Annotated in this window: 18 protein-coding genes; 6 read left to right on the top strand and 12 right to left on the bottom strand. The window is 57.7% G+C overall.

Annotated elements, in window-relative coordinates:
• Position 1: 1 nt before the first annotated feature.
• Positions 2-475 carry a DUF4190 domain-containing protein gene (locus E1J53_RS04965; protein ID WP_216650004.1) on the bottom strand — a complete coding sequence of 158 codons (474 nt, stop codon included), beginning with the start codon at positions 473-475 and terminating at the stop codon, positions 2-4.
• Positions 476-877: 402 nt separating this feature from the next.
• On the opposite strand from E1J53_RS04965, the gene E1J53_RS04960 reads away from it, so the two are divergent.
• The 3 genes from E1J53_RS04960 (at position 878) to E1J53_RS04950 (ending at position 6,082) form a co-directional block, all read left to right on the top strand.
• Positions 878-2,623, top strand: a complete 1,746-nt coding sequence (locus tag E1J53_RS04960) for a DUF4331 domain-containing protein (RefSeq protein WP_134271845.1) — start codon at positions 878-880, stop codon at positions 2,621-2,623.
• A gap of 57 nt (positions 2,624-2,680) precedes the next feature.
• A complete protein-coding gene (locus tag E1J53_RS04955; RefSeq protein WP_134271844.1) occupies positions 2,681-4,741 on the top strand; it encodes a DUF4331 family protein in 2,061 nt (686 codons plus the stop codon).
• A gap of 111 nt (positions 4,742-4,852) precedes the next feature.
• The gene (locus E1J53_RS04950; protein ID WP_134271843.1) at positions 4,853-6,082 is read left to right on the top strand and encodes a lipopolysaccharide assembly protein LapB; all 1,230 of its coding nucleotides are present in this window, start codon (positions 4,853-4,855) and stop codon (positions 6,080-6,082) included.
• Positions 6,083-6,099: 17 nt separating this feature from the next.
• Here the strand turns inward: E1J53_RS04950 and E1J53_RS04945 are convergent, their stop codons facing one another.
• The 6 genes from E1J53_RS04945 to E1J53_RS04920 all read right to left on the bottom strand — a co-directional run bounded on the left by E1J53_RS04945 (position 6,100) and on the right by E1J53_RS04920 (position 15,319).
• On the bottom strand, positions 6,100-7,932 hold the full coding sequence (locus E1J53_RS04945; protein ID WP_134271842.1) for a carboxypeptidase-like regulatory domain-containing protein: 1,833 nt from the start codon (positions 7,930-7,932) through the stop codon (positions 6,100-6,102).
• Between the two features lie 770 nt (positions 7,933-8,702).
• A complete protein-coding gene (kbl, locus tag E1J53_RS04940) occupies positions 8,703-9,899 on the bottom strand; it encodes a glycine C-acetyltransferase (RefSeq protein WP_253930513.1) in 1,197 nt (398 codons plus the stop codon).
• A 9-nt stretch (positions 9,900-9,908) separates the two neighbouring features.
• On the bottom strand, positions 9,909-10,859 hold the full coding sequence (locus E1J53_RS04935) for an NAD-dependent epimerase/dehydratase family protein (RefSeq protein WP_134271841.1): 951 nt from the start codon (positions 10,857-10,859) through the stop codon (positions 9,909-9,911).
• Between the two features lie 158 nt (positions 10,860-11,017).
• A complete protein-coding gene (locus E1J53_RS04930) occupies positions 11,018-12,118 on the bottom strand; it encodes an acyltransferase family protein (RefSeq protein ID WP_134271840.1) in 1,101 nt (366 codons plus the stop codon).
• A 76-nt stretch (positions 12,119-12,194) separates the two neighbouring features.
• On the bottom strand, positions 12,195-12,371 hold the full coding sequence (locus E1J53_RS04925; protein ID WP_154640138.1) for a hypothetical protein: 177 nt from the start codon (positions 12,369-12,371) through the stop codon (positions 12,195-12,197).
• Positions 12,372-12,397: 26 nt separating this feature from the next.
• On the bottom strand, positions 12,398-15,319 hold the full coding sequence (locus tag E1J53_RS04920; protein WP_134271839.1) for a PEP/pyruvate-binding domain-containing protein: 2,922 nt from the start codon (positions 15,317-15,319) through the stop codon (positions 12,398-12,400).
• 319 nt (positions 15,320-15,638) lie between these two features.
• Between E1J53_RS04920 and E1J53_RS04915 the strand changes: the two genes are divergently transcribed.
• Positions 15,639-16,601 carry an endonuclease/exonuclease/phosphatase family protein gene (locus tag E1J53_RS04915; RefSeq protein WP_134271838.1) on the top strand — a complete coding sequence of 321 codons (963 nt, stop codon included), beginning with the start codon at positions 15,639-15,641 and terminating at the stop codon, positions 16,599-16,601.
• Between the two features lie 5 nt (positions 16,602-16,606).
• On the opposite strand, the gene E1J53_RS04910 is transcribed toward E1J53_RS04915, so the two are convergent.
• On the bottom strand, positions 16,607-17,383 hold the full coding sequence (locus E1J53_RS04910) for an amidohydrolase (RefSeq protein ID WP_134271837.1): 777 nt from the start codon (positions 17,381-17,383) through the stop codon (positions 16,607-16,609).
• A 29-nt stretch (positions 17,384-17,412) separates the two neighbouring features.
• On the bottom strand, positions 17,413-18,558 hold the full coding sequence (locus E1J53_RS04905; RefSeq protein ID WP_134271836.1) for a methionine aminotransferase: 1,146 nt from the start codon (positions 18,556-18,558) through the stop codon (positions 17,413-17,415).
• Between the two features lie 167 nt (positions 18,559-18,725).
• Here E1J53_RS04905 and E1J53_RS04900 point away from each other — a divergent pair, with 167 nt between their 5' ends.
• Positions 18,726-19,553, top strand: a complete 828-nt coding sequence (locus E1J53_RS04900) for a helix-turn-helix transcriptional regulator (protein WP_173021363.1) — start codon at positions 18,726-18,728, stop codon at positions 19,551-19,553.
• 716 nt (positions 19,554-20,269) lie between these two features.
• On the opposite strand, the gene E1J53_RS04895 is transcribed toward E1J53_RS04900, so the two are convergent.
• The 3 genes from E1J53_RS04895 to E1J53_RS04885 all read right to left on the bottom strand — a co-directional run bounded on the left by E1J53_RS04895 (position 20,270) and on the right by E1J53_RS04885 (position 21,789).
• The gene (locus E1J53_RS04895) at positions 20,270-20,794 is read right to left on the bottom strand and encodes a GNAT family N-acetyltransferase (protein ID WP_134271835.1); all 525 of its coding nucleotides are present in this window, start codon (positions 20,792-20,794) and stop codon (positions 20,270-20,272) included.
• Between the two features lie 6 nt (positions 20,795-20,800).
• On the bottom strand, positions 20,801-21,226 hold the full coding sequence (locus tag E1J53_RS04890; protein WP_134271834.1) for an OsmC family protein: 426 nt from the start codon (positions 21,224-21,226) through the stop codon (positions 20,801-20,803).
• 98 nt (positions 21,227-21,324) lie between these two features.
• Positions 21,325-21,789 carry a hypothetical protein gene (locus E1J53_RS04885; RefSeq protein WP_134271833.1) on the bottom strand — a complete coding sequence of 155 codons (465 nt, stop codon included), beginning with the start codon at positions 21,787-21,789 and terminating at the stop codon, positions 21,325-21,327.
• 42 nt (positions 21,790-21,831) lie between these two features.
• On the opposite strand from E1J53_RS04885, the gene E1J53_RS04880 reads away from it, so the two are divergent.
• The gene (locus E1J53_RS04880; protein ID WP_134271832.1) at positions 21,832-22,413 is read left to right on the top strand and encodes a WbqC family protein; all 582 of its coding nucleotides are present in this window, start codon (positions 21,832-21,834) and stop codon (positions 22,411-22,413) included.
• Positions 22,414-22,441 lie beyond the last annotated feature (28 nt).

The following is a 22,441-nucleotide window of genomic DNA, read 5'->3' as shown; positions in this document are numbered from 1 at the left end:
GTTATAAAAATCCACCCGAAGCAAAAATCGCCACGACCGTCAATACGGCGAGGATGACTACCCCGCCCAGGACAATGCCGGCAATCGCGAATCCTTTACCCGTCCGGAATCCGGGGTTTCGGTTAAAGCCGGAGAGCGAAACAATCCCTAACACCAAGGCCGCAATGGCCGGCCAGCCGATCAGGAAACCCAGGATTCCGCAGATGAAGCTGGCCAGGGCCAGGCCATCCACTGGCCCCGCGCCGCGCTGGGCGCGGCGGGCCCGGCGCTCCTGCCGCTTAACCCGCTTCTTGAGTATCCATAAACCAACCTTCTCCCGAAACTTCAGCTTACGCCCCAGGCGGGCCTCTACCCTATCCTTGTCCAGATCGGCAAGTGTGATGCCGGCCGTCTGGTTGGCCGGTGCTGGAGCCACCGCCGCTCCGCCGGCGGCGAAACTTACCAGAAAGAGGGGAAGGAGAAATACAAGTTTCAATTGCCTGATCGCCATGATATTGTAGTAATGGGTACCGAATAAAGGTAGCCACTTCGGAGATTAAAAGCGCAACGGACAGAGCATTTACTCCCGTCGCGAATCCGGGAGAGCTCAAAGGACAGTAAGTACAAAAGAAGACCATCGCGTATTGCTCCTCCTGATCTACGGGATACCAATTCCATTTCTCCCACGCTGCTTACCTCCCCCACCCTAACAATGCGCTTCCTGAATGGCACGGCACCTGCGGCCACGCCAAATGGCCTTTCCTATTTATGCTCAAACACTTACGGTTAAAATAAATCACAATTTCTCGCCGGTTGGTGAATCCACCCTACCCCTTTCCCTCGTACCTAAGTACGTCCGGAACGCTGGACTTCATTTTTTCACTAAAACCTGCATCTAATGCAATCACCCATTACACGCTTTTTCGGAAGCATTCTAGCGGTACTGGTGGTGTCTACTGGCCTTCTGGCGTCTTCCCACCGGGAAGCTCCGCTGATCGCCGATGACCCCCTGGCCGACAACACCGACGTCTATGCTTTTCGAAGCCCGGACAACCCCAACACCATCACGATCCTGGCCAGCTACATCCCGATGCAACTGCCGCAGGGTGGACCGAACTACTACACTTTCGGCGAAAACATTCGCTACGAAATTCACGTAGACAACGACGCCATGGTGCCCGGGGATGAAATTACCTACCGGTTCACCTTTCAGCGGGTCAACGAAGACCCCACCACTTTCTTTAACGTCCGGCTGGGGCAGGAGAACCTTAAGGCCACCTATACCCTGGAAAGAAGCCTGGACGGTGGAATGACCTTTGAGACCATCGTCACCGATGGTCCGGTGCCCCCCTACAACATCGGCCCCCGCTCAATTGAGGGTCCCGTAGGTCTGGACTCCAGCTACGAAGACCTGATGATGGATGCCGTCGTGACGGCTTCCACCGGAGAGTCCGTCTGGGCCGGTCCGTCCGATGATCCCTTTTTCGTGGACCTGGGCGGGATTTTTGATCTCGGCGACAGTCCCCGCCAGGGACAGGACGTGGAAAGCCGCGACGGCTTAGCGCAGTTCAACGTGCACACCATTGCCCTGCAAATTCCCATCACGACCCTCCTCAAGCAGGGAGCACCCGCAACGCCCACCTCCATCCTCGACCCCGACTACGTGATCGGCGTGTGGGCTTCCGCCAGCCGACCAGCCGTACGGACCCTAACGGCCGGTGACACTTCCACGTATTCCGGCGAATGGGTGCAGGTATCGCGCCTGGGTATGCCCCTGACCAACGAAGCAGTCATCCCCATCGGCATGAAGGACTACTGGAATGCCCTGACGCCCTACCAGGAACTGGGCGATACGCTGCTGGATAAATACTTCTATAACCCGGAACTGGCCCTCTACATGGACGACGATCAGTTTGGGGGAGCCGTACCGGCCTTTTCCCTGCTGCGCGTGCAGCGCAACAGCCTGGGCGCCTTTGACTTTGGCAACGGCCAAGACGGTCTGTTTGGCCTGAAGGGTTCCGCCGCCGTCGCGGGCACCGCCCTGGACGACGCCGTATTCGGCACCCTGCTGCTTCCCGGTCCGGGAGTACCCCGTTCGGTGGACCTCTGGCCCGCCTTCCACACCGGTGTGCCCAACGTTCGTCCCTATCAACTGGCTACGGGCAAGGGGGGTGATCCGCTGGCCGCGGGTAAGCCCTTCGTGAACAACTTCCTGCCCAACGGCGGCGACATGCTGCGGCTGAACATGGCCGTGCCCGTCACGGACCGAGCCAGCGATGGATTCAGCTCACTCGGACTTGTCCAGGCTGCCGTCCTCGGACTTACCGACCCGACCTATACCGGAACCGCCGACTTGGAATTCATTCCCAACATGGATGGCTTCCCCAATGGTCGCCGCCTGGAGGATGACGTAACCCGCATCGAGCTTCAGGCCGTAAGCGGGGTGGTACTGGCCGCCATCGGACTGTGGTACGACGACTACGATCCCGCCACGAGCACCAGTCCCGTAACCCAGGATTTACTGGACGTCCTGACCTACTCGACGGAAGTGGAGGCCAATGATCGGCCCTTCAATTCCTCCTTCCCCTACGTAGCCAGCCCCTGGCGTGGTACGGAGGTGAATCACGTAAACCTGGACGACTAACCATAATCTAATCAATCCGCTGTTCCGGCGCGCCGGAACAGCGAGCAAAAATATAATATGAAACCTTCTACCGTAAATAAATGCATTTATGCGCTGCTCCTGATGCTCCTCTTTGGGGTGAGTATGTCGCTGAATGCCTCCAGCCACCGGGAGGCGCCGCTCATCGCGGATGACCCCCTGGCGGACAACGTCGATGTCTATGCCTTCCGGTCACCGGAAGACCCCAGCATGGTGACGCTGATTGCCACCTACATCCCGATGCAGCTTCCCCACGGAGGCCCCAACTACTACCACTTCGGGGAGGACATCCGCTACGAAATTCACGTGGATAATGACGCCGCCGTTCCCGGTGACGAGATCATTTACCGCTTCACCTTCCAGCGGGAAAACCAGGACCCGACGACCTTCTTCAACATCCGGTTGGGGCAGGAAAACCTGAAGACCACCTACACCCTCGAACGCAGTCTCGACGGTGGTGCCAGCTTTATCACCATCGTTAATGGTGGAGAAGTGCCGGCTCCCAACATCGGCCCCCGTTCGATTGAATCGGCGGTAGGTCTGGGACAAAACTCCTACGGCGAATACTGGATGAGTAAAATCACCACCGCTAATACGGGCGAACGGGTATTTGCTGGTCCCGTTGACGATCCCTTCTTCGTGGATTTGGGTGGTATTTTCGACCTCGGGGATGCGCCCCGGCAGAACGGAGACCCAATTGACGGTCTGGCCTGCTTCAACACCAGCGCCATCGCCCTCAACGTACCCATTGACCTGCTGAAGAAGCAGGGAGCTGCCGACGAACCGACCAGCATCCTCGACGGCGACTACGTCATCGGCGTGTGGGCCTCCGCCAGCCGTCCGGCCATCCGGACCCTACAGGCAGACGGTAGCAAACCCACCGTAAACGGCGACTGGATTCAAGTTTCCCGCCTGGGAATGCCGCTGACCAACGAGGCCGTGATTCCCGTGGGGATGAAGGACTACTGGAACGCCCTTTCCCCCTACGATGAGTTGGCCGATACGCTGCTGGACGGATTCTTCTACAACCCCGAACTGGCGCTTTATATGGACGACTCCCTGTTTGGCCCGGCGGTACCGGCCTTTGCGCCGCTCCGGATTCAGCGCAATAGCCTTGGTGCCTTTGACTTCGGTAACGGCAGTGATGGCCTCTGGGGCCTGAAGGGCTCCGAAGCCGTGGCCGGAACGGCCCTCGACGATGCCGTTTTTGGCACCTTGCTGCTTCCCGGTCCTGGCCTGCCCCGGTCCGTCGACCTGTGGCCCGCCTTCCACACCGGCGTGCCCAACGTGCGCCCCTACCAGCTCGCCACCGGCAAGGGTGGTGACCCGCTGGCCGCGGGTAAGCCCTTCGTGAATAACTTCCTGCCCAACGGCGGCGACATGCTGCGGCTTAACATGGCCGTGCCCGTCACGCCCCGCGACGACGCAGCCTTCAATTCTCTGGGACTGGTCCAGGCCGCCGTGCTTGGTCTGACCGACCCGGCCTACGCCGGTAGCGATACGTTACAGTTCATTCCCAATATGGACGGTTTCCCCAACGGTCGCCGCCTGGAAGATGACGTAACGCGCATCGAGCTGCAGGCCGTCAGTGGTGTGGTACTGGCCGCCATCGGCCTTTGGTACGACGATTTCGACCCCGCCAATAGTGATAGCCCGGTAACCACCGATCTGCTGGACGTGCTGACCTATACCACCGGAGTTGAGGCCAACGATAAGCCCTTTACCGGCAGCTTCCCCTTCCTGGCCATGCCCAACAGCGGCAAGGGGGAGTGTAGTGGAGCCATCACCACCTCCACGGCCAACTTCTTTGACCAGGGTGTGGGCATGGATGCCCCGAACGTGGTCGGGATGAACTTCCCGAACCCCTTCCAGGAGCAGACCACCATCAAGCTGAGGGTGCGCCAGCCAACGGCCGTGTCCATTGACCTCTTCGACATCAACGGTCGTCAGATCAAGAACCTGGTCCGGACCACCTTTGGCAGCGGTGAGCATAACGTTCCCGTGCAGGTAGGCAACCTGCCCCAGGGTACCTACATCGCCGTAGTGAGCGGGGGGAATGGCAACATCCTCCAGACCATTCGCATGGTCAAATCGAACTAGATTATGGGTTGATTATCAAGTGGCGGTTTCTCCGAACGGAGAAACCGTCCACTTGAATCAACCATACTACATACTATAGGTCTCCCATAAAAACCCAAAAAATCAACCCAAATGTTACCCAATATTCTCAAACTAAACTGCTACCTACTGCTTTGCCTGTTACTGGCGTGCGGTAGTCAAGAATCATCGGTGGATGATGCCGCCCTGGCGTTAAACATCCCCGAATTACTCCCCCGTCCGGCCAAACTGCAGCAAACCCTGGAATGGGACAAAACCCAGAGCGGATACATGCAAATGAGCAGTAAGCTCCGGCTAGAGGACCCACTGGCCATAAAACCCCGGATTACCCTCGCGCAAATCTTTGCGAACGAAGCCCGCGTCACCGGTGAGCACGGCCATTACTACCCGGCCGCCCTCCAGATGGTCAACGAAGCCCTGGACATTAACAAGGGCCTGGACCCTCATTTAGAATTCGAAGCCCTTTCCACCAAGGCCAGCTTGCTGTTATCGCAGCACGACTTTTCTGAAGCCCTGACCGTGGCCAAACGGGCCATTACCCTCAACCCCCACAACGCCCAGATATACGGTGCGTTGGTGGACGCCCAGGTAGAGCTGGGAGATTATGAGGCGGCCGTGGCTTCAGCCGACAAGATGACTAGAATCCGTCCGGACCTGCGTTCCTACTCGCGGGTATCCTACTTACGCGAAATTCACGGCGATATTCCCGGCGCCATTGAAGCCATGGAAATGGCCGTAACGGCCGGTTATCCCGGTTACGAAAGCACCGCCTGGGCCCGCCTGACGCTGGCCGAAATCCATCATCGCTACGGCGACCCCGAGGCCGCGGAACTGGAATACCGGAAAATCCTGGCGGAACGCGAAGACTACCCCTTCGCGATCGCCGGCCTGGCCCAGCTGGCCATGGACCGCGGGGACTACCAGGAAGCGGAAAAACTGCTTCACGAAGCCAAAAGCATCATTCCCGAAGTGGGCTTCTACGAGCAACTCGCCGAAATCTACGCGGCTACCGATCGTAAGGCGGAACTTGCCGCTATTCAGGAAGAAATCCTGGTCATGTTACAGGACGACGTGGACTCCGGCCACAACATGAACCTGGAGTATGCGGCCTTCTACCGCGACCTCGTGCAGGATTACGACAAAGCCCTCGAATACGCCAAACGGGAATACGACAAGCGACCCGCCAATATTGACGTCAACCTGATGATGGGTAGCCTGCTGGTGGCACGGGGCGAAAAAACCGCGGCAGCCCCCTATCTGGAAGCCGCCACGGTCACCGCGAGCAAAAACCCGGAATTGACCAACTTGCTGGCCATGCAATAATTGTGCAATCGCCTCCCCTAGCGAGCGAGGTGGCGATCAACAATGATTCGCCGACTGCTCAGAACTCCCTTGCGGGAGGTATGCCGTAAAATGTACGTTCCGGTCGCTAAAGCGGCCAGATTTATGTCCATCCGCCGGGCGCTCACTGCGTACCGGCGGATAATTTTTCCCTGCAGGTCGATCAGGTCCACGTGCCCCTTTTTACCGGGCAAATTCATCGTCACCGGGCCAGCCGTAGGGTTGGGGTACGCCCGGAAGGAAGTAGATTCCTCCTTTTCAATCTCCGCTACGGGAAGTGGATCGACGTTCTGGCAGGGCTGCGTCCGACCAAACTGATGAATCAGACGGACCAGCAAATCGTTAAGCAGCTCAACTTTGTAGATGTCCGTGCTGGGCTCCAGGTGCTTGCCACCAATACCGCTGTGGTCGGTCAGGAAGGTGTAGGTTCCGTTCGTGGCCAGGGCCATACTCCGCAGCAGATACTCTCCGGATTTGTCCATGCCGGAGCACACCACCGGAATGATCCGAACGCCCATGCGGGCGGCTCGCTGGGTCAGCTTTTTCATACGGGCCACGTGCTGATCGGAACTGTGGGGAGGAGCATCCAGCACCAGAAACAGGATTCTGGCTGCCGCCTCATCGCTCCAGCTCAGGCTGTCAAGGGCCACCCCCAGCGCGGCGTCCACGGCCTCGGGCGTATCGCCACCGCCGCCGGCTGATTGTTCCTGGACGAAAGAAACCGCCTTTTCAACGTCATCCGTAAAGTCGGCGTGACGGGTCAGATAGTCATCTCCTTCATCGCGGTAAAACACACTGCCGAAGCGGAGGTCAGCGCCCGCCAGGGAATCAGCGGACCGACGCACCACGTCCTCCAGTTCACTGGACAGGTAGGCGATTTCGTCGCCCATGCTTCCGGTGGCGTCCACCACCAGAGCCACGTCCACGGCGGCGTTCCGGTAGCAGGGTTGTTTTAATGCCAGGGAATTGAAGCCGGATTTCACGGGATGGGCCGTAGGAAACCGAAGTTCCCTTCCATTAACCACTGCCCGAATTTCCAGCCGGTCCTGTTCGTACTTATTCTGATCCAGTAGGCCACGCCACAGCTCGGCACGTCCGTGATTATCGGTGCGGGTTTCCCAGATGAGCTGTCCGGATGCCGTATACAATCCCACCGGCACGTCCATCGCGGGACTGCCATTATCGTAGGTCAGCTGCACCGGGTAGCGGTGGTCGGGGTACAGTTGCCAGACGGCCCGGTGTTCGGCCAGGTCTTCCTGGCTGATGTCGTGCCACATTTCCCACTTGCCGAAATCGTTGACCTCGCCGGCGGTGAGTTGTCCGGCCGCAGGACGATCAGCCGCCGGCACGGATACACTTTCCGTATCTGCAGCCGCGTCTTCGTAGGCACGATGGCTTGGGGCCGATTCGCGGGCGACGGAGGAGGCCGGCATACTGACGGCAGCCGCCGAGACCGATCGCTTTCGGGAGACTCCGTAGCCTACGACCACAACTTCTTCCAGCGTCTCCACTTCCGCTTCCATCGTGTAGGTTTGCTTTTCGCCGGCCGTACATTCGATGGTAAAGGTGCGGTAGCCCGTGTAGTGAATCTCCAGGGTCACGGTTTCCCCGGGGTACTCCAGGGAGAAGCAGCCCTCCATGTCGGTGACGGTGCCGGTGGTCGTTCCCTTGACCACGATGGAAGCACCAATCAGGGGTTCTCCGGACTCCTCCTGAATACAGCCGGAGAAGGTGTTCGGGGTTGGAGAATCATCGGTCTGCGCGAATGCGGGCGACGGTGCGCAGGTGCCAAGCAATAGGGAAAAGCAAAGAAATCTGAGTAAGGTGGGCATGTTTTTTTTAGAGGTAGATGCCCCCTCGCCGCAAATTGCATAAACAAACTCCCCCCGGCCGAGGACTTCCAGTACGAGGGCGTTAGCTTCCTCCGGTCGAGGACTTCCAGTCCGAGGGCGTTAGCTTCCTCCGGTCGAGGACTTCCAGTCCGAGGGCGTTAGCTTCCTCCGGTCGAGGACTTCCAGTCCGAGGATGTAGCGGGGAAGTAAATACTTACCCAAGATGCTCTCGGAGCGGAGCTCCCCGACCGGGCGGGAATCGGTCGAGGACTTCCAGTCCGAGGACGTAGCGGAGAAATAAATCCTTTCGCAAAAGGCTCTCGGAGCGGAGCTCCCCGACCGGGCGGGAATCGGTCGAGAACTTCCAGTCCGAGGACGTAGCGGAGAAATAAACTCGTACCCAAGATGCTCTCGGAGCAGAGCTCCTCGGCCGGGCGGGCAATCGGTCGAGGACTTCCAGTCCGAGGATGTAGCGGGGAAGTAAATACTTACCCAAGATGCTCTCGGAGCGGAGCTCCTCGGCCGGGCGGGCAATCGGTCGAGGACTTCCAGTCCGAGGACGTAGCGGAGAAATAAACTCGTACCCAAGATGCTCTCGGAGCAGAGCTCCTCGGCCGGGCGGGCAATCGGTCGCGGAAACTCAGTCCGAGGCCATACCGGCACCACCCGGCACCTGCGCGTCGCCGCATGCTACTAGCATCGGTGATCCCGACGAGCTGAACGACCACCGAAGGTAGCTGCGAAGCAAAACCCGGGACCGTCGCCCCTTCCTAAATTACCCCCAGGTCCTTACCCACCTTGGTGAAGGCCGCAATGGCCTTGTCGATGTGCTCGGGTTCGTGGCCGGCGGAAATCTGCACCCGGATTCGGGCTTTGCCCTTCGGCACGACCGGGTAAAAGAACCCGATGACGTAGATGCCTTCTTCCAGGAGGGCATCGGCAAACTTCTGCGACAGCGCCGCATCGTAGAGCATAACCGGTACGATGGGGTGCACGCCCGGAATGATGTCAAAACCGGCGGCCGTCATCCCTTCGCGGAAGCGCTGGGTGTTGGATTCCAGCTTGTCGCGTAGTTCCGTGGAGTGGGAAAGAACGTCCAGCACCTTGATCGAGGCGCCCACGATGGAGGGTGCCAGCGTGTTGGAGAACAGGTAGGGACGGGACTTCTGCCGCAGCATGTCCACCACCTCCTTCTTGGCGGCCGTGAAGCCCCCGGAAGCGCCGCCAAGCGCCTTCCCGAAGGTGCCGGTGATGATGTCTACCTCGCCAAATACTCCACAGTGTTCGGCCGATCCCCGGCCGGTTTTACCGGTGAAGCCCGTAGCGTGGCAATCGTCCACCATGACCAGGGCACCAAACTCTTTGGCGATGGCTACGATCTTGTCCACCTGAGCAATGACGCCATCCATGGAGAACACCCCATCGGTGGCCACGATGATGCGCCGCGCGCCCGCCGCGCGGGCGTCGCTCAGCTTGGCACGCAGATCGTCCATGTCATTGGACAGGTAGCGGTAGCGCTTGGCCTTACAGAGGCGGATACCGTCAATGATGGAGGCGTGATTCAACTGGTCGCTGACGATGGCGTCTTCGGGCCCGAGCAGGGGCTCAAAGAGTCCGCCGTTCGCGTCAAAGGCCGCCGCATAAAGGATGGCATCTTCGGTCCCTACGAACTTGGCGATTCTCGCCTCCAACTCCTTGTGGATATCCTGGGTGCCGCAAATAAAGCGCACGGAAGACAGACCAAACCCATGGCCGTCAATAGCTTCCTTCCCGGCGGCCACAACGTCGGGGTGGGAAGAAAGTCCCAGGTAATTATTGGCACAGAAATTCAGGACCGAGGGGTTCTGCTGCGTGACAATCTCGGCGGCCTGCGGGGAGGTGATGATGCGCTCTTCTTTGTAAAGTCCTTCGGCGCGAAGCTGATCCAGTTCGGTCTGGAGGTCAGCGTACATTTCTTGTTTGTTCATCTTTAATGCTTAGTGATGCTGAAAGTATAATTTTTCGATTTGCTCAATCATATCTTTGGTCATGGCCGACAGGTCATAGGCGGGGGCCCAGCCCCAGTCGGCCCGCGCCTGACTATCGTCAATGCTCTCGGTCCAGCTGGCGGCGATCTCCTGACGGAAATCCGGTTGGTAGGTAATCTGCGCTTCGGGAAGGTTCTTCTTGATTTCGGCATAAATCTCCGCCGGAGAAAAACTCATCGACGCCAGGTTGTAGGAGGTGCGGGTCTTAATGTTCTCTACGGGAGCCTCCATGAGTTCGATGGTGGCCCGGATGGCATCCGGGATGTACATCATCGGCAGGCGGGTATCGGGAGCCAAGAAACACTCATAGGTTTCCCCCTTGAGCGCGGAATGGAAAATTTCCACTGCATAATCCGTGGTCCCGCCGTGAGGAATCGACTGGTAGCCGATGATGCCCGGATAGCGGATCGACCGCACGTCAATGCCGTACTTCTGGTGGTAATAATTGCAGAGCAACTCACCGGATACCTTACTGATGCCGTAGATCGTCTCCGGTTCCAGGGGGACAGCCTGCGGGGTATCCACCCTCGGCGTGGTGCGGCCAAAAACGGCAATGGTGCTGGGAAAGAAGACCTTCTTAAGCTTCTTCTCTTTGGCCAACTCCAGAATGGTGATCAGTCCGTTCAGATTAATGTTCCAGGTCTTCAGCGGGTTCCACTCCCCGTTGGCTGAAAGAATGGCCGCCAGGTGGAAGACCTGGGTGATGTTGTGGTCCTCGACGATCTCGTAAAGCCGGGTCTTATTGAGGATGTCCAGAAACAGGTAAGGCTCGTTATCCGCCGGCGTTTTGACGATGTCGGAAGCGATCACGTTCTTCCGACCGTACTTCTCCCGCAAGGCCGCGGTCAACACCTTGCCTATCTGACCGTTCGCGCCGGTCACAAGAATTTTTTCAGACATGGTTTGGTTTGGTTAGGGACACAAAGATTGGGAAAAACACGGTGGTCAGTCGTGGATTCCGGGTAAAAATCTTGTCTTAACATCATTCCGTCGCAAATTTCCTTTCCCGGTAAAAGAAAACACGGTATTGACGACAAACGCGCACGGCCGACGCCGCACTACACCTTAATGAAAATTTTCCGACGGTACAGGTATACGCCGAGCGCCACGTAAAAGGCAACCACCGTAAGGGCATACAGCAAACTGCTCAACTTCGGAGGCAGGAAGTCGTGCACGTAAATGTTCTGATAGAGCCAGCCCTTCAGGGATGTATCCCCGATACTGATGAGGCCAAAAATTTTGGCGATGAAGCTGTTGAGAAAGTACAGGATGAGGGCGTTGGCCCCCACCATCCGGAAAGTGCTGCCGAAATTGATCTTTTTTTCGTCGTTGAGAAAGTAGATCAGGGCCAGCAAAAGCAGGGCCCAGCCGGCCGTCACCAGCACGAAGGAGCTCGTCCACAGCGCCTTATTGATGGGAAAGGTGAGGTTCCATAATTCTCCGATGGCCAGCATGATCACCCCGGCAATCACCAGTGCCCGGGATTTATTCGACTGCCGGGAATTCAAAAACCGTCCGGTAATCACCCCAATCAGCGTGGTGGCGATACTCGGCAGGGTACTCAGAATACCCTCCGGGTCGTAGTCCGGTTTCCAGGTGTGGGTGCCCAAAATGAGCTTATCCACGTACATGGCCCAGTTGTTCGGGGCCCGCTCGTAGGTGGGGGCACTGCCGTCGGGCAGGGGCAGGTAACCCATAATCCCCCAGTAGCCAAGCAACAGGGCGACGGTCACGCCAAGAATGACCTTCCAGTTAGCGTGCAGGGCAATGAGGGCCGCGAAGAAAAAGGCAACGCCGATGCGTTGCAGCACGCCCGGAAAACGTATTTCCTCCCACTCCTTAACGAAGGGAAAGGTGAGCGTGAAGGCGCCCAGGAACAGTCCCAACGCAATCAACTTAAGCGAACGGACCGCGATTTTCTGGTAAACGGCGCCACTGGGTTCCTTTCCCCGGTAGGCAAAGGCGATGGAACAGCCGACGATGAACAGAAAAAACGGAAAGACGAGATCGGTCGGCGTGTACCCGTGCCAGTCAGCGTGCAGCAGCGGAGCGTACACACTCCCCCAACTCCCCGGATTATTCACCAATATCATCGCCGCAATGGTCAGTCCGCGCAGCAGGTCTACGGACAGGACCCGATCCTTAAGCTTTACTCCCATGCAGGGAAGTTAGGAATCCTGCCGGAAATATGCGCACCGCCCCAGATATTATCTACTTCGGGGAAGTGCGGCGGCATCAGTCTTCCTTACGCAAGCGCTCCTGGCGGGCCACGAAGATGCTTGAAATCAGGAGGACCTGACTCAACATCGTCAGGTAAAGCCCCGAATGGAATCCACTGACGAGCCCTACGATGATGCAGGCGAGAATCAATCCGCTACAAACCCAAAAGAAAATCTTTTCTGCCTTCTCCATCCGCAAAAATTACGAAATTTTCCGGACTATCCCGCCTCCAAATCCAACCAAACGCCATCGCGCTGGGCCGGAGAGATACTCTCCAGGTATTCGGAACTCATGGCGTTATCATTTTCCACGAAGGGTCGGATTTGAAACAACCATATCTTATCGTCCTGAAAACCCAACTCCACGTCAAAGGGACCTTCCGTTTCCACCCCGGGGGAGGAAGGCATCACCCTTTCCACCTCCTGGCTAAGTTGCCAGAGGTCCACGAGGTTTTGGGGTTTCAACACGCGCTCCTCAAAGGTGGCCGGTAGCATTACGCTTCCCCCCGTTACGGGCAGTCTGCGGTGCAGGCGCTCGCGCGCAGGTGCCAGCAAGGTAAAGCGGCCGGTGTGATCCAGTAAATAAGATTCGGCGGCCTGGCCGTCCACGGCACCACCGGCACCCCGGCTGAAGGCCACCGTCACGTCACCCGGGTGCCCGGAAGTGATTCCTTTGGTGATCATGACCCCAGAATAATCCACGTCCACCGTGGGAATGATGAGGATGCTCGGGAAGACGTTCTCCGGATTGAGGAGGTAGCGTTGCCGCCAACGGTAACTCCGCTCCGTGTACGGACTGGCCCATACTTCCTTGATGCCCCGCAGGATACGGTCGCGGTCCACGGCGTTAAACACCGTTTTATTGAGGCCCGCCCCGGTGAAGTCCGCCAGGTCCTCCATGTTGGTGTCGGAGCGCAGGAAGACGGGCACCTTGCCAAGATTACCCCCGAGCACGGAACGGAATCCTTCTTCGAGCTGGGCCACCAGCTCGGGCGAAATGGTAATCTCATCGATGGCCTCCCGCAGGGTGGCCAGGCGACCCAGCGTGAAGTTTTCTACCTCCGTGGCCGAAGCGCCATCCTCTTCCATGGCTTTTGCCTCCGCAAAGCCTTCGTTCAGGAAGGCCCAGTAGGACTTACCGGACTGCCCCGGCATGGGCTGGTTCAGGTGCTCGCGGAAGATGCCGAAGGGAATGACGAGTCCCTCCACTACCTTATCGGGAAACAGGCGTTTGAGCTGCCCCAGGTTCGCGGCCTTAGGGCCGCAGCGGACGCCGGAATCCACGGAGCTGACGTCCCGCATGTTCAGTACCGAGCGCGTATTCAGGTCGATGCGATCCACCGGAACGCTGATGCGTTCCTGGCTTCTCTCCCGCTGCGCAAAGAGGTCTTTTTCCGTATCCGTCATTTCGTCGGTCATCTTCATCAGGACGGTGCCGGCGTTGGATACGGCGTAGAACACTTCCTCCCCGTCGTAGTCGCCCAGGGCTTCAAACTGATCGCTGGTCAAAACGGCGTTGGGTATGCCCAGGTTGCGGGCCAGGAGTTGCACGTGGCTCACCATATTCCCCTCGCTGACGGTCAGGATGCCCCCGACGGGTTTGAGGTCCGCCGGTGGCCGGCTGAAGACGAAGATATCGTCGGGGTTGACTTCCACCGCTTCGGGATTACCGTCAATTACCCGCAGTTTTCCCCGCGCAAAGCCCGGGTTCAGTCCGCGGGCCTGGGCCTGGCTGGGGAGGTCCAGCAGGGCGTTACCCTGTTCCTGGTGGTTGGCCAGCCAGGCACCGAGCTTGCTCACCTCGTCGCCGAGGGGCAGGAGAACCGAGGCCCGGATGCGGCTGTCCAGAAAGCCGTAGGCCTTGGGCTCAAAGGCGGCGTATTTTTCCACTACCTCGCCAAAGGTGGCCCGGTTGGTGGCCGTGCCCCACTCGACTACTCGCCGGGCATTGTCCACGTAGGTAGCCATGGTGGCGGGAAAGACGTACTGATAGTTAAGATCGGCCAGCTGCTGGCTGGCTTCGTCGTATTCCCAGAGCTCCACCAGTCCGGCTCCGGCGGCGGCCTGGGACAGGTAACAGATTTTTTCCATCCGCTCCCGGGCGTTGCCCGGCTCCCACTTGGGAGCTTCCCGGAAGGCCAGATCCCCCAGCTCGTTGTTGATGTCCACCAGATACATGCGGTCAGTGGAACCGATCGATGCATTGTTGACCAACTGTTCCCGGAGGTAGAGGCTTAACTCGGTGGCGGCGGTAAGCCGGTCGATAATGCCACTTTTCTCCTGGGTGGATAAAAAGGCGGCGAGACGTTCTTTGACCGGCTGGGCTTCTTCCTCGTTCAGGCGGAGGAGTTTCTGGAGGCCGGCAATCCGGCTCAGTCCGTTGCCCCCGTAGGTTTCCCGGATGTCGTTGATGAGGAGTTCGGCGTCATCTACGAGGTCCAGCTCGGCGAGCGCTTCCCGGTGCTCGGCCAAAAAGTCGGACACGGCACCTGCGTCCTCGCCCGATGGTCTGCCGTGAATTTTGATTCGCAAATCCATGAACTCGGGATACTTATCGGCGATGACGCGGGAGACGGAGCGAACGCGCTGGGTGACGTCCGTTTCCCCCCGGTGCGGTACGTCGCGGGCGGCCTGAGCGATCAGGAAATAATGCTCGGCCAGCCGCTTCCGGTCACGAAGCAGCCACCGGAAGAAATTTTGTCCCCAGGCTTCTTCGTCCTCCACCTGAAAGGCTCCGCGGTAAAAACGGGCCTTTTCCAGAATCCACCCGTCGTCTACCGCCACCAGATAATTCCCAAGCAGGTACTGCTTAATGCGGCTGTGGTCATCGTCGGCGTCCCAAAAGGCGCGCTCACTGGAGTTGGTCAGAATCTGCCCGAAGTACAACTGTTGAGACGCGGCAATATCCTTGACCAGGGTCTTGTAGCGCGCGTGCTGGTGAGCGTCCGGGTCATCGGGACAGGGATCCCGCGCTTCCCGGGTCGTTCCGTCGGAACAAAACCAGCGAATGTCCTGATAGGGACCACGGGGATCCTCCCGGAATTGCTGCACCAGTTCCCGAAGCTGTTCGTCGGAGCGCTGTCCCAGCAGGGAGAAAGAGCAAATCATCAGGAGAAAAACCAGGAAAAAGGAATGCCGCATAATAGGTGGGGTGTAGATGGAAGAACGAAGGTGAAGATAATCAGTTACCGGGCTACTTTCGGGGATGCCGGTGAATCTCCCCTAATTAATTGCCCGGACCCTACTGGTGTTCACTTTGTCTCCCCCAAAGCGACCAAATCACCAAAAACGAACAATTTAATTCCGCTTTCCCTTATCAGTAATAAAGCAAACCGCCATCTCATTAGTCATCACCATATTAGCCTACGCCCTCGGAATTTTCGGCTTCGTCGGAACCCTACTACCCCTCGTCCCCCGGGACGACTGGTGGATTCGGGGATTTGATTATCCCCGCCTCCAAATGGTCGTCATTCTGGCGCTGGCCGGTGGTTGTTGGTGGTACGCCAACGAACAAGGAGACTGGTACCACTGGACGATCGGTCTGCTGCTACTTTCCGCCACTCTATACCAGTTCTACCGTATTCTTCCCTACACCAGCATCTGGGCGAAATCATCCATTGGGCTGCCCCGGGACCGGGCCGAACTGCGATTGATGGTCAGTAACGTGCTGCAGACCAACGACAAAAGTGAATTGCTCATTAATCTGGTGCGCCGTGAGCAACCGGATTTACTGCTTACCGTAGAAACCAACGAGTGGTGGGAGAAACAACTCGACGAAGCACTGGGGGAAGATTACCCACACGCCGTCCGGGTACCCCTCGATAACCTCTATGGCATGCATCTCTACAGCCGGATGGAACTGGAGGATCCGCAGGTCACTTACCGGGTGAAGGACGACATCCCGGGCATTGAGACCACCATCCAGCTCGCAAGTGGTAAAGAAATTGATCTTTATTTCGTCCACCCGATGCCGCCCAGCCCCACGGAAGCCTACGCCAGCACGAGTCGGGACGCCGAACTCATCATGGTAGGCAAGAAAGTAAAGGAAGCGGGGCGGACGGCCATCGTCGCCGGTGACCTGAACGACGTTGCCTGGTCACACAGCACCCGACTGTTCCGTAAAATCAGTGGTCTTTCCGACCCGCGACTGGGTCGGGGATTATATTCCACCTTCCACGCTGATCACTGGTGGGCCCGCTGGCCGCTCGACCATATTTTTCATTCTCACGACCTGGGCGTGGGCCGCCTGCAGCGGCTAGAGTCTATTGGGTCCGATCATTTCCCAATCCTCATTGAATTGGGGCTTTTGGAAAAAGACGTTGCTCCCATTAAGTCTTCCGTGCAGGAAGAGGAGAAACAAGAGGCGGAACACAAGATGCGCCTCGGGCAGCGCGGGGAAACCGCTACTTTACTCGTAGGCTGATACGATCAGCTAATCGTGAAGTCGTCCCGATCAATCAGAAAGGGCAACTTTGCCCTCACATCCTGCAGGTGAGCTGCGGACAGGGTTTGCGTATGCACGACTTCCTCCTCTGCCGCCTGAAAGAGAACGTGACGCCACCCCGGGTCCACAATACAGCTGTCTCCCCGGTAGTGATGACCACTGTCGTCTTCCCCTACCCGATTAACTCCGACCACATAGCATTGATTTTCGATGGCCCGCGCGCGCAACAGCGTGCGCCAGTCGTAGGCCCGACGGTCGGGCCAGTTTGCCGTATAGATCAGCAGGTCGTAAGCGTCCGTATTCCGCGCCCAGACGGGAAAGCGCAGATCGTAGCAGATGAGGGGGCAAATTTTCCAACCCGATAATTCGACGGTTAACCGCTTCTGCCCCATCTCGTAGTGCTCGTGTTCCCCCGCCATGGCGAACAGATGGCGTTTATCGTAGGTTTGGTAGGCTCCCGAGGGCGTCATCCACACGAGGCGGTTGAAATACTTACCGTTCTCGCTAATGATCAGGCTACCCGTGACCACCGCCCTGGTTTCCCCGGCCTTTTCCCGCATCCACTGCATCGACGGCCCGTCCATGGGTTCCGCATTCGCCGCTGCGTCCATGGTAAAGCCGGTAGTGAACATCTCGGGCAAGATGATCAAATCAGTGGGGACCGCAATCCGGCCAATGAGTGCATCAAAACGAGCGCGATTGGCGGCCGGGTCGTGCCATACGAGTTTAGATTGTAGGAGGCTTACCGTGAGGTCTTTCATGGAAGGGCAACGTTTTTTGTGGGAGGAAGTTATGAGCGACGCTTCAGTTGATTGGCCGCCTCCAGGAGTAAGTCATCCGTCTTGGCGAAACAGAAACGGATGATTTTTTCGTCGGTTTCATCAGAGTAAAAAGAAGACATCGGAATCACGGCCACGCCTCGTTCCCGGGTCAGCCACCGGGCAAAGGCCTGATCATCCAGCGCGGGCAGGTCGCGGTAACGGGCCAGCATGAAGTAGGTTCCGGACGAATGCAGCATCTCAAAGGGGGTGTCCTGCATGGCGGCCGCAAACAGGTCGCGTTTGCGCTGGAAGAAGTCCGCCAGTTGGAGGTAGTGATCGGGCTCCGCCAGGTAATCCGCCAGGGCGTGTTGGAGCGGTCGGTTGATGCTGAAGGTATTGAACTGATGGACCTTTCGTATCTCCTCCGTCAGGACCGGCGGGGCGATGGCGTAGCCAATCCGCCATCCCGTAGCGTGGAAGGTTTTCCCGAACGACATCGTTACGATGGCCCGTTGGTACAAATCCGGATACCGCAGAATGCTCTCGTGCCGTTCGCCGTCGAAAATCAGGTGCTGGTAGACCTCGTCGGACAAAATCAGTATATCGGTTCCCGCCACGATTGTCCGCAGGGCTTCCAGATCGGCGGACTTTAGGGTGGTTCCGGTCGGATTATGGGGGGAATTGATGATGATCATCCGGGTGCGGTCGGTTACCCTTTGGCGTACGGCCGCCCAGTCGATGCGGTAATCCGGACTGAGCAACCGAAAGGGTACCACCTTCCCCCCACTGAGGCGGATGGCCGGGCCATAGCTGTCGTAGGCCGGCTCGAAGATGATGACCTCGTCACCGGGATGGATCAGGGCCGCAATCGCACCGTAGATGGCCTCCGTGGCGCCGTTGGTCACCGTGATTTCCCGGTCGGGGTCCAAGGAGGCGCCGTAGACGATTTCTTTTTTACGGGCAATGGCCTCCCGCAGTTCGGGTACCCCGGTCATGGGGGCGTACTGATTGAAGCCCCGTTGTACGTAGTGGTTGACCAGATCCTTCAGTCGCTGATCTACTTCATAGTTCGGGAAGCCCTGAGACAGGTTGATGGCACCGTGTTCCGCCGCCAGTCTGCTCATGACGGTGAAAATGGTGGTCCCGACGGTAGGAAGTTTGGAACGGATGGTCATGAGGGCAAGATAAAACCCAGCCGGAATTCGGGAATTGGGAAAAGAAAAATCATTGTTTTCATCTTATTCGCAAAAAAGTGCGATTTTTTTCTTTCGTCACTATTGGAGTAACGTTCTTTGCGTTTATATTTGAATCACACTCAGGGCTAACCAACTACTCACCGATTATGAATAACGTCGTCTCGCAGCGATTCATCAAGTGCCACAACAAGCTGCGGGAAGAGAAACGCGTTCGTTCCAGTCGGCAGTTTGCCCTCTCGTTGGATTACCTCCCCCAGTCCCTTTCGGAAATCCTCAAGGGGCGGCGCGACGTTACCATCGAGCTCCTCCGCAAGGCCATCGCCACCTACAAAATGAACCCGGTCTACATCATGACCGGTGATGGCCCCATGTTCATGACCGAGGAAACCAACCAGAGTTTCCGGGTTCTGACCACCATCCAGACCCCCAACGACGACGAACTCATCGTGCACGTGCCACTGCCCGCCCAGTCCGTCTACGCTTCTGAATTAGGGGATCCTTCCTTCGTTCAGGATCTGCCCACCTACAGCCTGCCCGACTATAAGTATAAGGTCGGCACCCACCGGAGCTTTGACGTTCCGGGAGACAGTATGGAGCCCACGCTCTTCGAGGGCGACAAAGTGGTGTGCTCCTTCCTGGAACCGACCCTGTGGGAAAGCGGAATCAAGGATAACTACGCCTACATCATCGTTACGCGCAGCGACGTGGCCATCCGGCGGGTGCACAACTTCATCGCCGAAAGCAAGGAGCTGGAGCTGTTTGCGGACAACAACTTCTACGAACCCTACCGGGTATCGCTGTCTGACCTCCGCGAAATCTGGTACGTCCGGGCAAGAATCACGCCCTTCCTCCCCTCCCCCCAGAACATCCAGCGCTACGTGCAGGACGAAATGAAGGACCTCAAGGAAACCATTGCGGCCCAGACCAAGCTGATCAATCGACTGTCCGCCGCGGTAGACCGGTTGGGGAAGTAGGGATCACTCCTACGTTCTTCAAAGGGTACGCAGCACCTTTGGTCCTGCTTCTGGTGATCTTAGATCGATATTCTTTTTTGCAGGGCCTTTCACTATAATCGGGACAAGGCATATCTTCCGCCACAATCGGGACAAGGCACATCTTCCGCCACAGTAGGGACAAGGTATGTGTGGGATGGCGTAGAGTTATACACCTTCTAGAGGCTAAATTGTGTCCAGTAATATTGTAGTCTAAATTTTTAGGTTCCGGGCGTCTTGATAGGTATGATCATCTGAAGGTCGAAATCACCCACCCTTTGGAAAATCTTGGTGTGGTCGCCTTTCCCCGAAAGGCGACCACACCAGCAAAGAAAGTAAGATTAGACAAGATCGATTTGTCACATTCTTTTGCGGAAGGTCCTTTAGTTATCCCAGTCTGATTCGGTTTCCTTTCGGGGAAAGGAAACACCATTTAACCTCAATTATTTGCTAATTTCCTCAAGAGGAATAATTCAGAATAGGTGATTAACTCATTAGACTAATGGCTACGGTTCACTGACGATCCGACACACCTGAAGGTAGCAAAGGAAATACTTCATGGAGCACAGAGTACAATGCAATATACAGTCGTAACTCAACGCCACTACATGGGTTACAACTTTGTGCTAACCAACACATGCCTTGTCCCTACGGTGCATCATCTTTATCGGCTGCGATTCCCAAGGAATCGCATTACGCTAGGGGTTGATCAATCGATCACACCGGTAAAGCAATCCTTCCCAACCCTCGTCCTCGTCCGTAAACGATCCCTCCAGGCGGAAGCCCAGCTTCTCCAGGGTGCGCTGACTGCGGGCGTTGCCGGCAGCCGTACGCGCGATGATAGACGTAAGCCCTCCCTGGTCGAAACCGTAGGCCAGCCAAGCCTGACTGGATTCCGTGGCGTAGCCCTTCCCCCAGTGTTCCCGCAGCAAGCGGTAGCCCAGGTCCACCCGTCCGTTAGCCTGCTCCCGCAGACCGCACCAGCCCAGAAAATCACCGGAAACTTTCGCGGTTACGGCCCAGCGGGCAAAGGGCCAGGTCTCCGCGGCCCGCAGGTAATCCCGGAGGAAATTTTCCGCCTCCTCTAGGGAAGCGAATATTTCGTCTTTGGGTAGCCAGCGCATGACTTCGGGGTCGCCATTCAGGCGGTACAGCGCCTCGGCGTCTTCCGGCCGGAACGGCCGGAGAATCAAACGCTCGGTCCTTAATTCCCGCACCAACATGGACTACTATTTCTCGGCGGGGAGGACTTCGTAGTCCCAGGTAAACTTCACCCCACCGGCCTTAAGCATGAGGCTGACCGAGCACATCTTTTCCATACTCAAGCGGCAGGCGCGTTCGGCTTTCTTATCGTCCAGGTCGCCGTACAGTTTGTAGGCAACGTGGATGTCGGTAAAAATCCGCGGTTCTTCGTCCCGGCGTTGGGCGCTTACCTGAACCTGGAGGTCGTCCAGCTGCTGCCGTTGCTTGCGTAGCAGGTAAATGACGTCAATGGAGGAACAGCCCCCCAGGGAGGCCAGCAGCATTTGCATGGGGCGAAAAGCGGCGTTGTGGCCACCGATGTCCGGTGATCCGTCGGTCTGCACGGTCAGGCCGTCTTCATTGGTGGCTTCAATATTGTAGTCATCGTCAATGCGGCGCAAATTCACGATCATGGTCGGAGGTAATTAGGGGGTAACTTGAATGGCAAGCTAACGCCCCCGGGGAACGGGAAGTTTATCACCGTTCATCCGTCGCTGCGTGGTCAACAACCTTACCGCCGCTTCTTCTGCCGGAATTTGGGTTTGTTCCACTCCTCCTTTTGCGCGAAAGTGACGATCTTTTTCAGGAAGGCAATCATGGAGAGAAACACCAAGTAGCCCACTGTAACCACAATGAAAATCCACCGGTAGGAGCCCGCTTCGGAAATGGTCAGGGAGCTGAAGGCCCAGGCCAGGAGGCCCGATCCCAGGGCCAGTCCCATGAAGGAGTAAATGCTTCGCTGCCAGTAGCGCAGCATATTGGGCGCGGAGGCCGAGAGAATGGCGTTAAACAGGGCAAAAAACAGGAGGAAGCTCGCCGCACAGAGCCAGGGAAAAAGGTTAGTCTCGACGTCTTCCGTGGCCGCCGCCACCCCGGAACCGAGGATGTCCACCACCAACACCGCCCCCAGGGTAAAGAGTGCCTGGTGAATGGGATCAACGTTGCGTTCGAATATTGAGGTGGAGGACTCGTCCATTGCGTTAGCTTTGCCTTCTAACACGATAGCGGCCATTTTGTTATGTCAAATTCACTTCACACCACCACGGCGTACTTTCCCCCATTTTCGTGGTTTCTTTTGGGCGCAAGCGCAGGTGCCTGGACCTGGGAAGCGCAAGAAAATTACCAGAAGGGCGGCCTCCGCAACCGGTGCCACATCGCCGGCCCCAACGGCCGGATGCCACTGAGCGTCCCCCTGGAGAAGGGAAAGCACCAGAAGATGCCCATCCGGGAGGTCCGCATCAGCTACCGCCGCGACTGGTGGCGGGAGCACGAGCAGTCCATCCGCACGGCCTACGGCCGCGCCCCTTACTTCGAGTACTACGCCGAGGAGGTATTCGCCGCCGCCCGCCAGCGCCCCCCCACCCTGTGGGCGCTCAACGAAAGCCTGACGGCCACCGTTTGTCGCCTCCTCCAGTGGCCGGTCGTCCCGGAGCCCAGTGAAGCATTCTCGCTTACGCTCCTGCGGGAATCAGCGCAACGCCTCCGGGAGTTTCAGCCGCCGGAATACCCCCAGGTCTTCACCGAGCGGCACGGTTTTCTGGGGGGTTTGTCGGTGCTGGATGCGCTGTTTTGTTTGGGGCCGATGGCGGCAACTATTTAAGTAAATAACCTTCCTCGACCATCTAAAC

Source organism: Lewinella sp. W8 (genome assembly GCF_004375085.3).
GTDB lineage: Bacteria > Bacteroidota > Bacteroidia > Chitinophagales > Saprospiraceae > Neolewinella.
Note: the sequence above shows the minus strand (reverse complement) of the source record. Positions and strands in the feature narration are given on the sequence as shown.

Bases quoted from the DNA above. Each gene is read 5' to 3' on its own strand.
- E1J53_RS04960 (WP_134271845.1), top strand. From the start codon at position 878: ATGCAATCACCCATTACACGCTTTTTCGGAAGCATTCTAGCGGTACTG.
- E1J53_RS04955 (WP_134271844.1), top strand. From the start codon at position 2,681: ATGAAACCTTCTACCGTAAATAAATGCATTTATGCGCTGCTCCTGATG.
- E1J53_RS04950 (WP_134271843.1), top strand. From the start codon at position 4,853: ATGTTACCCAATATTCTCAAACTAAACTGCTACCTACTGCTTTGCCTG.
- E1J53_RS04945 (WP_134271842.1), bottom strand. From the start codon at position 7,932: ATGCCCACCTTACTCAGATTTCTTTGCTTTTCCCTATTGCTTGGCACC.
- kbl (WP_253930513.1), bottom strand. From the start codon at position 9,899: ATGAACAAACAAGAAATGTACGCTGACCTCCAGACCGAACTGGATCAG.
- E1J53_RS04935 (WP_134271841.1), bottom strand. From the start codon at position 10,859: ATGTCTGAAAAAATTCTTGTGACCGGCGCGAACGGTCAGATAGGCAAG.
- E1J53_RS04930 (WP_134271840.1), bottom strand. From the start codon at position 12,118: ATGGGAGTAAAGCTTAAGGATCGGGTCCTGTCCGTAGACCTGCTGCGC.
- E1J53_RS04925 (WP_154640138.1), bottom strand. From the start codon at position 12,371: ATGGAGAAGGCAGAAAAGATTTTCTTTTGGGTTTGTAGCGGATTGATT.
- E1J53_RS04920 (WP_134271839.1), bottom strand. From the start codon at position 15,319: ATGCGGCATTCCTTTTTCCTGGTTTTTCTCCTGATGATTTGCTCTTTC.
- E1J53_RS04915 (WP_134271838.1), top strand. From the start codon at position 15,639: ATGGTCGTCATTCTGGCGCTGGCCGGTGGTTGTTGGTGGTACGCCAAC.
- E1J53_RS04910 (WP_134271837.1), bottom strand. From the start codon at position 17,383: ATGAAAGACCTCACGGTAAGCCTCCTACAATCTAAACTCGTATGGCAC.
- E1J53_RS04905 (WP_134271836.1), bottom strand. From the start codon at position 18,558: ATGACCATCCGTTCCAAACTTCCTACCGTCGGGACCACCATTTTCACC.
- E1J53_RS04900 (WP_173021363.1), top strand. From the start codon at position 18,726: ATGAATAACGTCGTCTCGCAGCGATTCATCAAGTGCCACAACAAGCTG.
- E1J53_RS04895 (WP_134271835.1), bottom strand. From the start codon at position 20,794: ATGTTGGTGCGGGAATTAAGGACCGAGCGTTTGATTCTCCGGCCGTTC.
- E1J53_RS04890 (WP_134271834.1), bottom strand. From the start codon at position 21,226: ATGATCGTGAATTTGCGCCGCATTGACGATGACTACAATATTGAAGCC.
- E1J53_RS04885 (WP_134271833.1), bottom strand. From the start codon at position 21,789: ATGGACGAGTCCTCCACCTCAATATTCGAACGCAACGTTGATCCCATT.
- E1J53_RS04880 (WP_134271832.1), top strand. From the start codon at position 21,832: ATGTCAAATTCACTTCACACCACCACGGCGTACTTTCCCCCATTTTCG.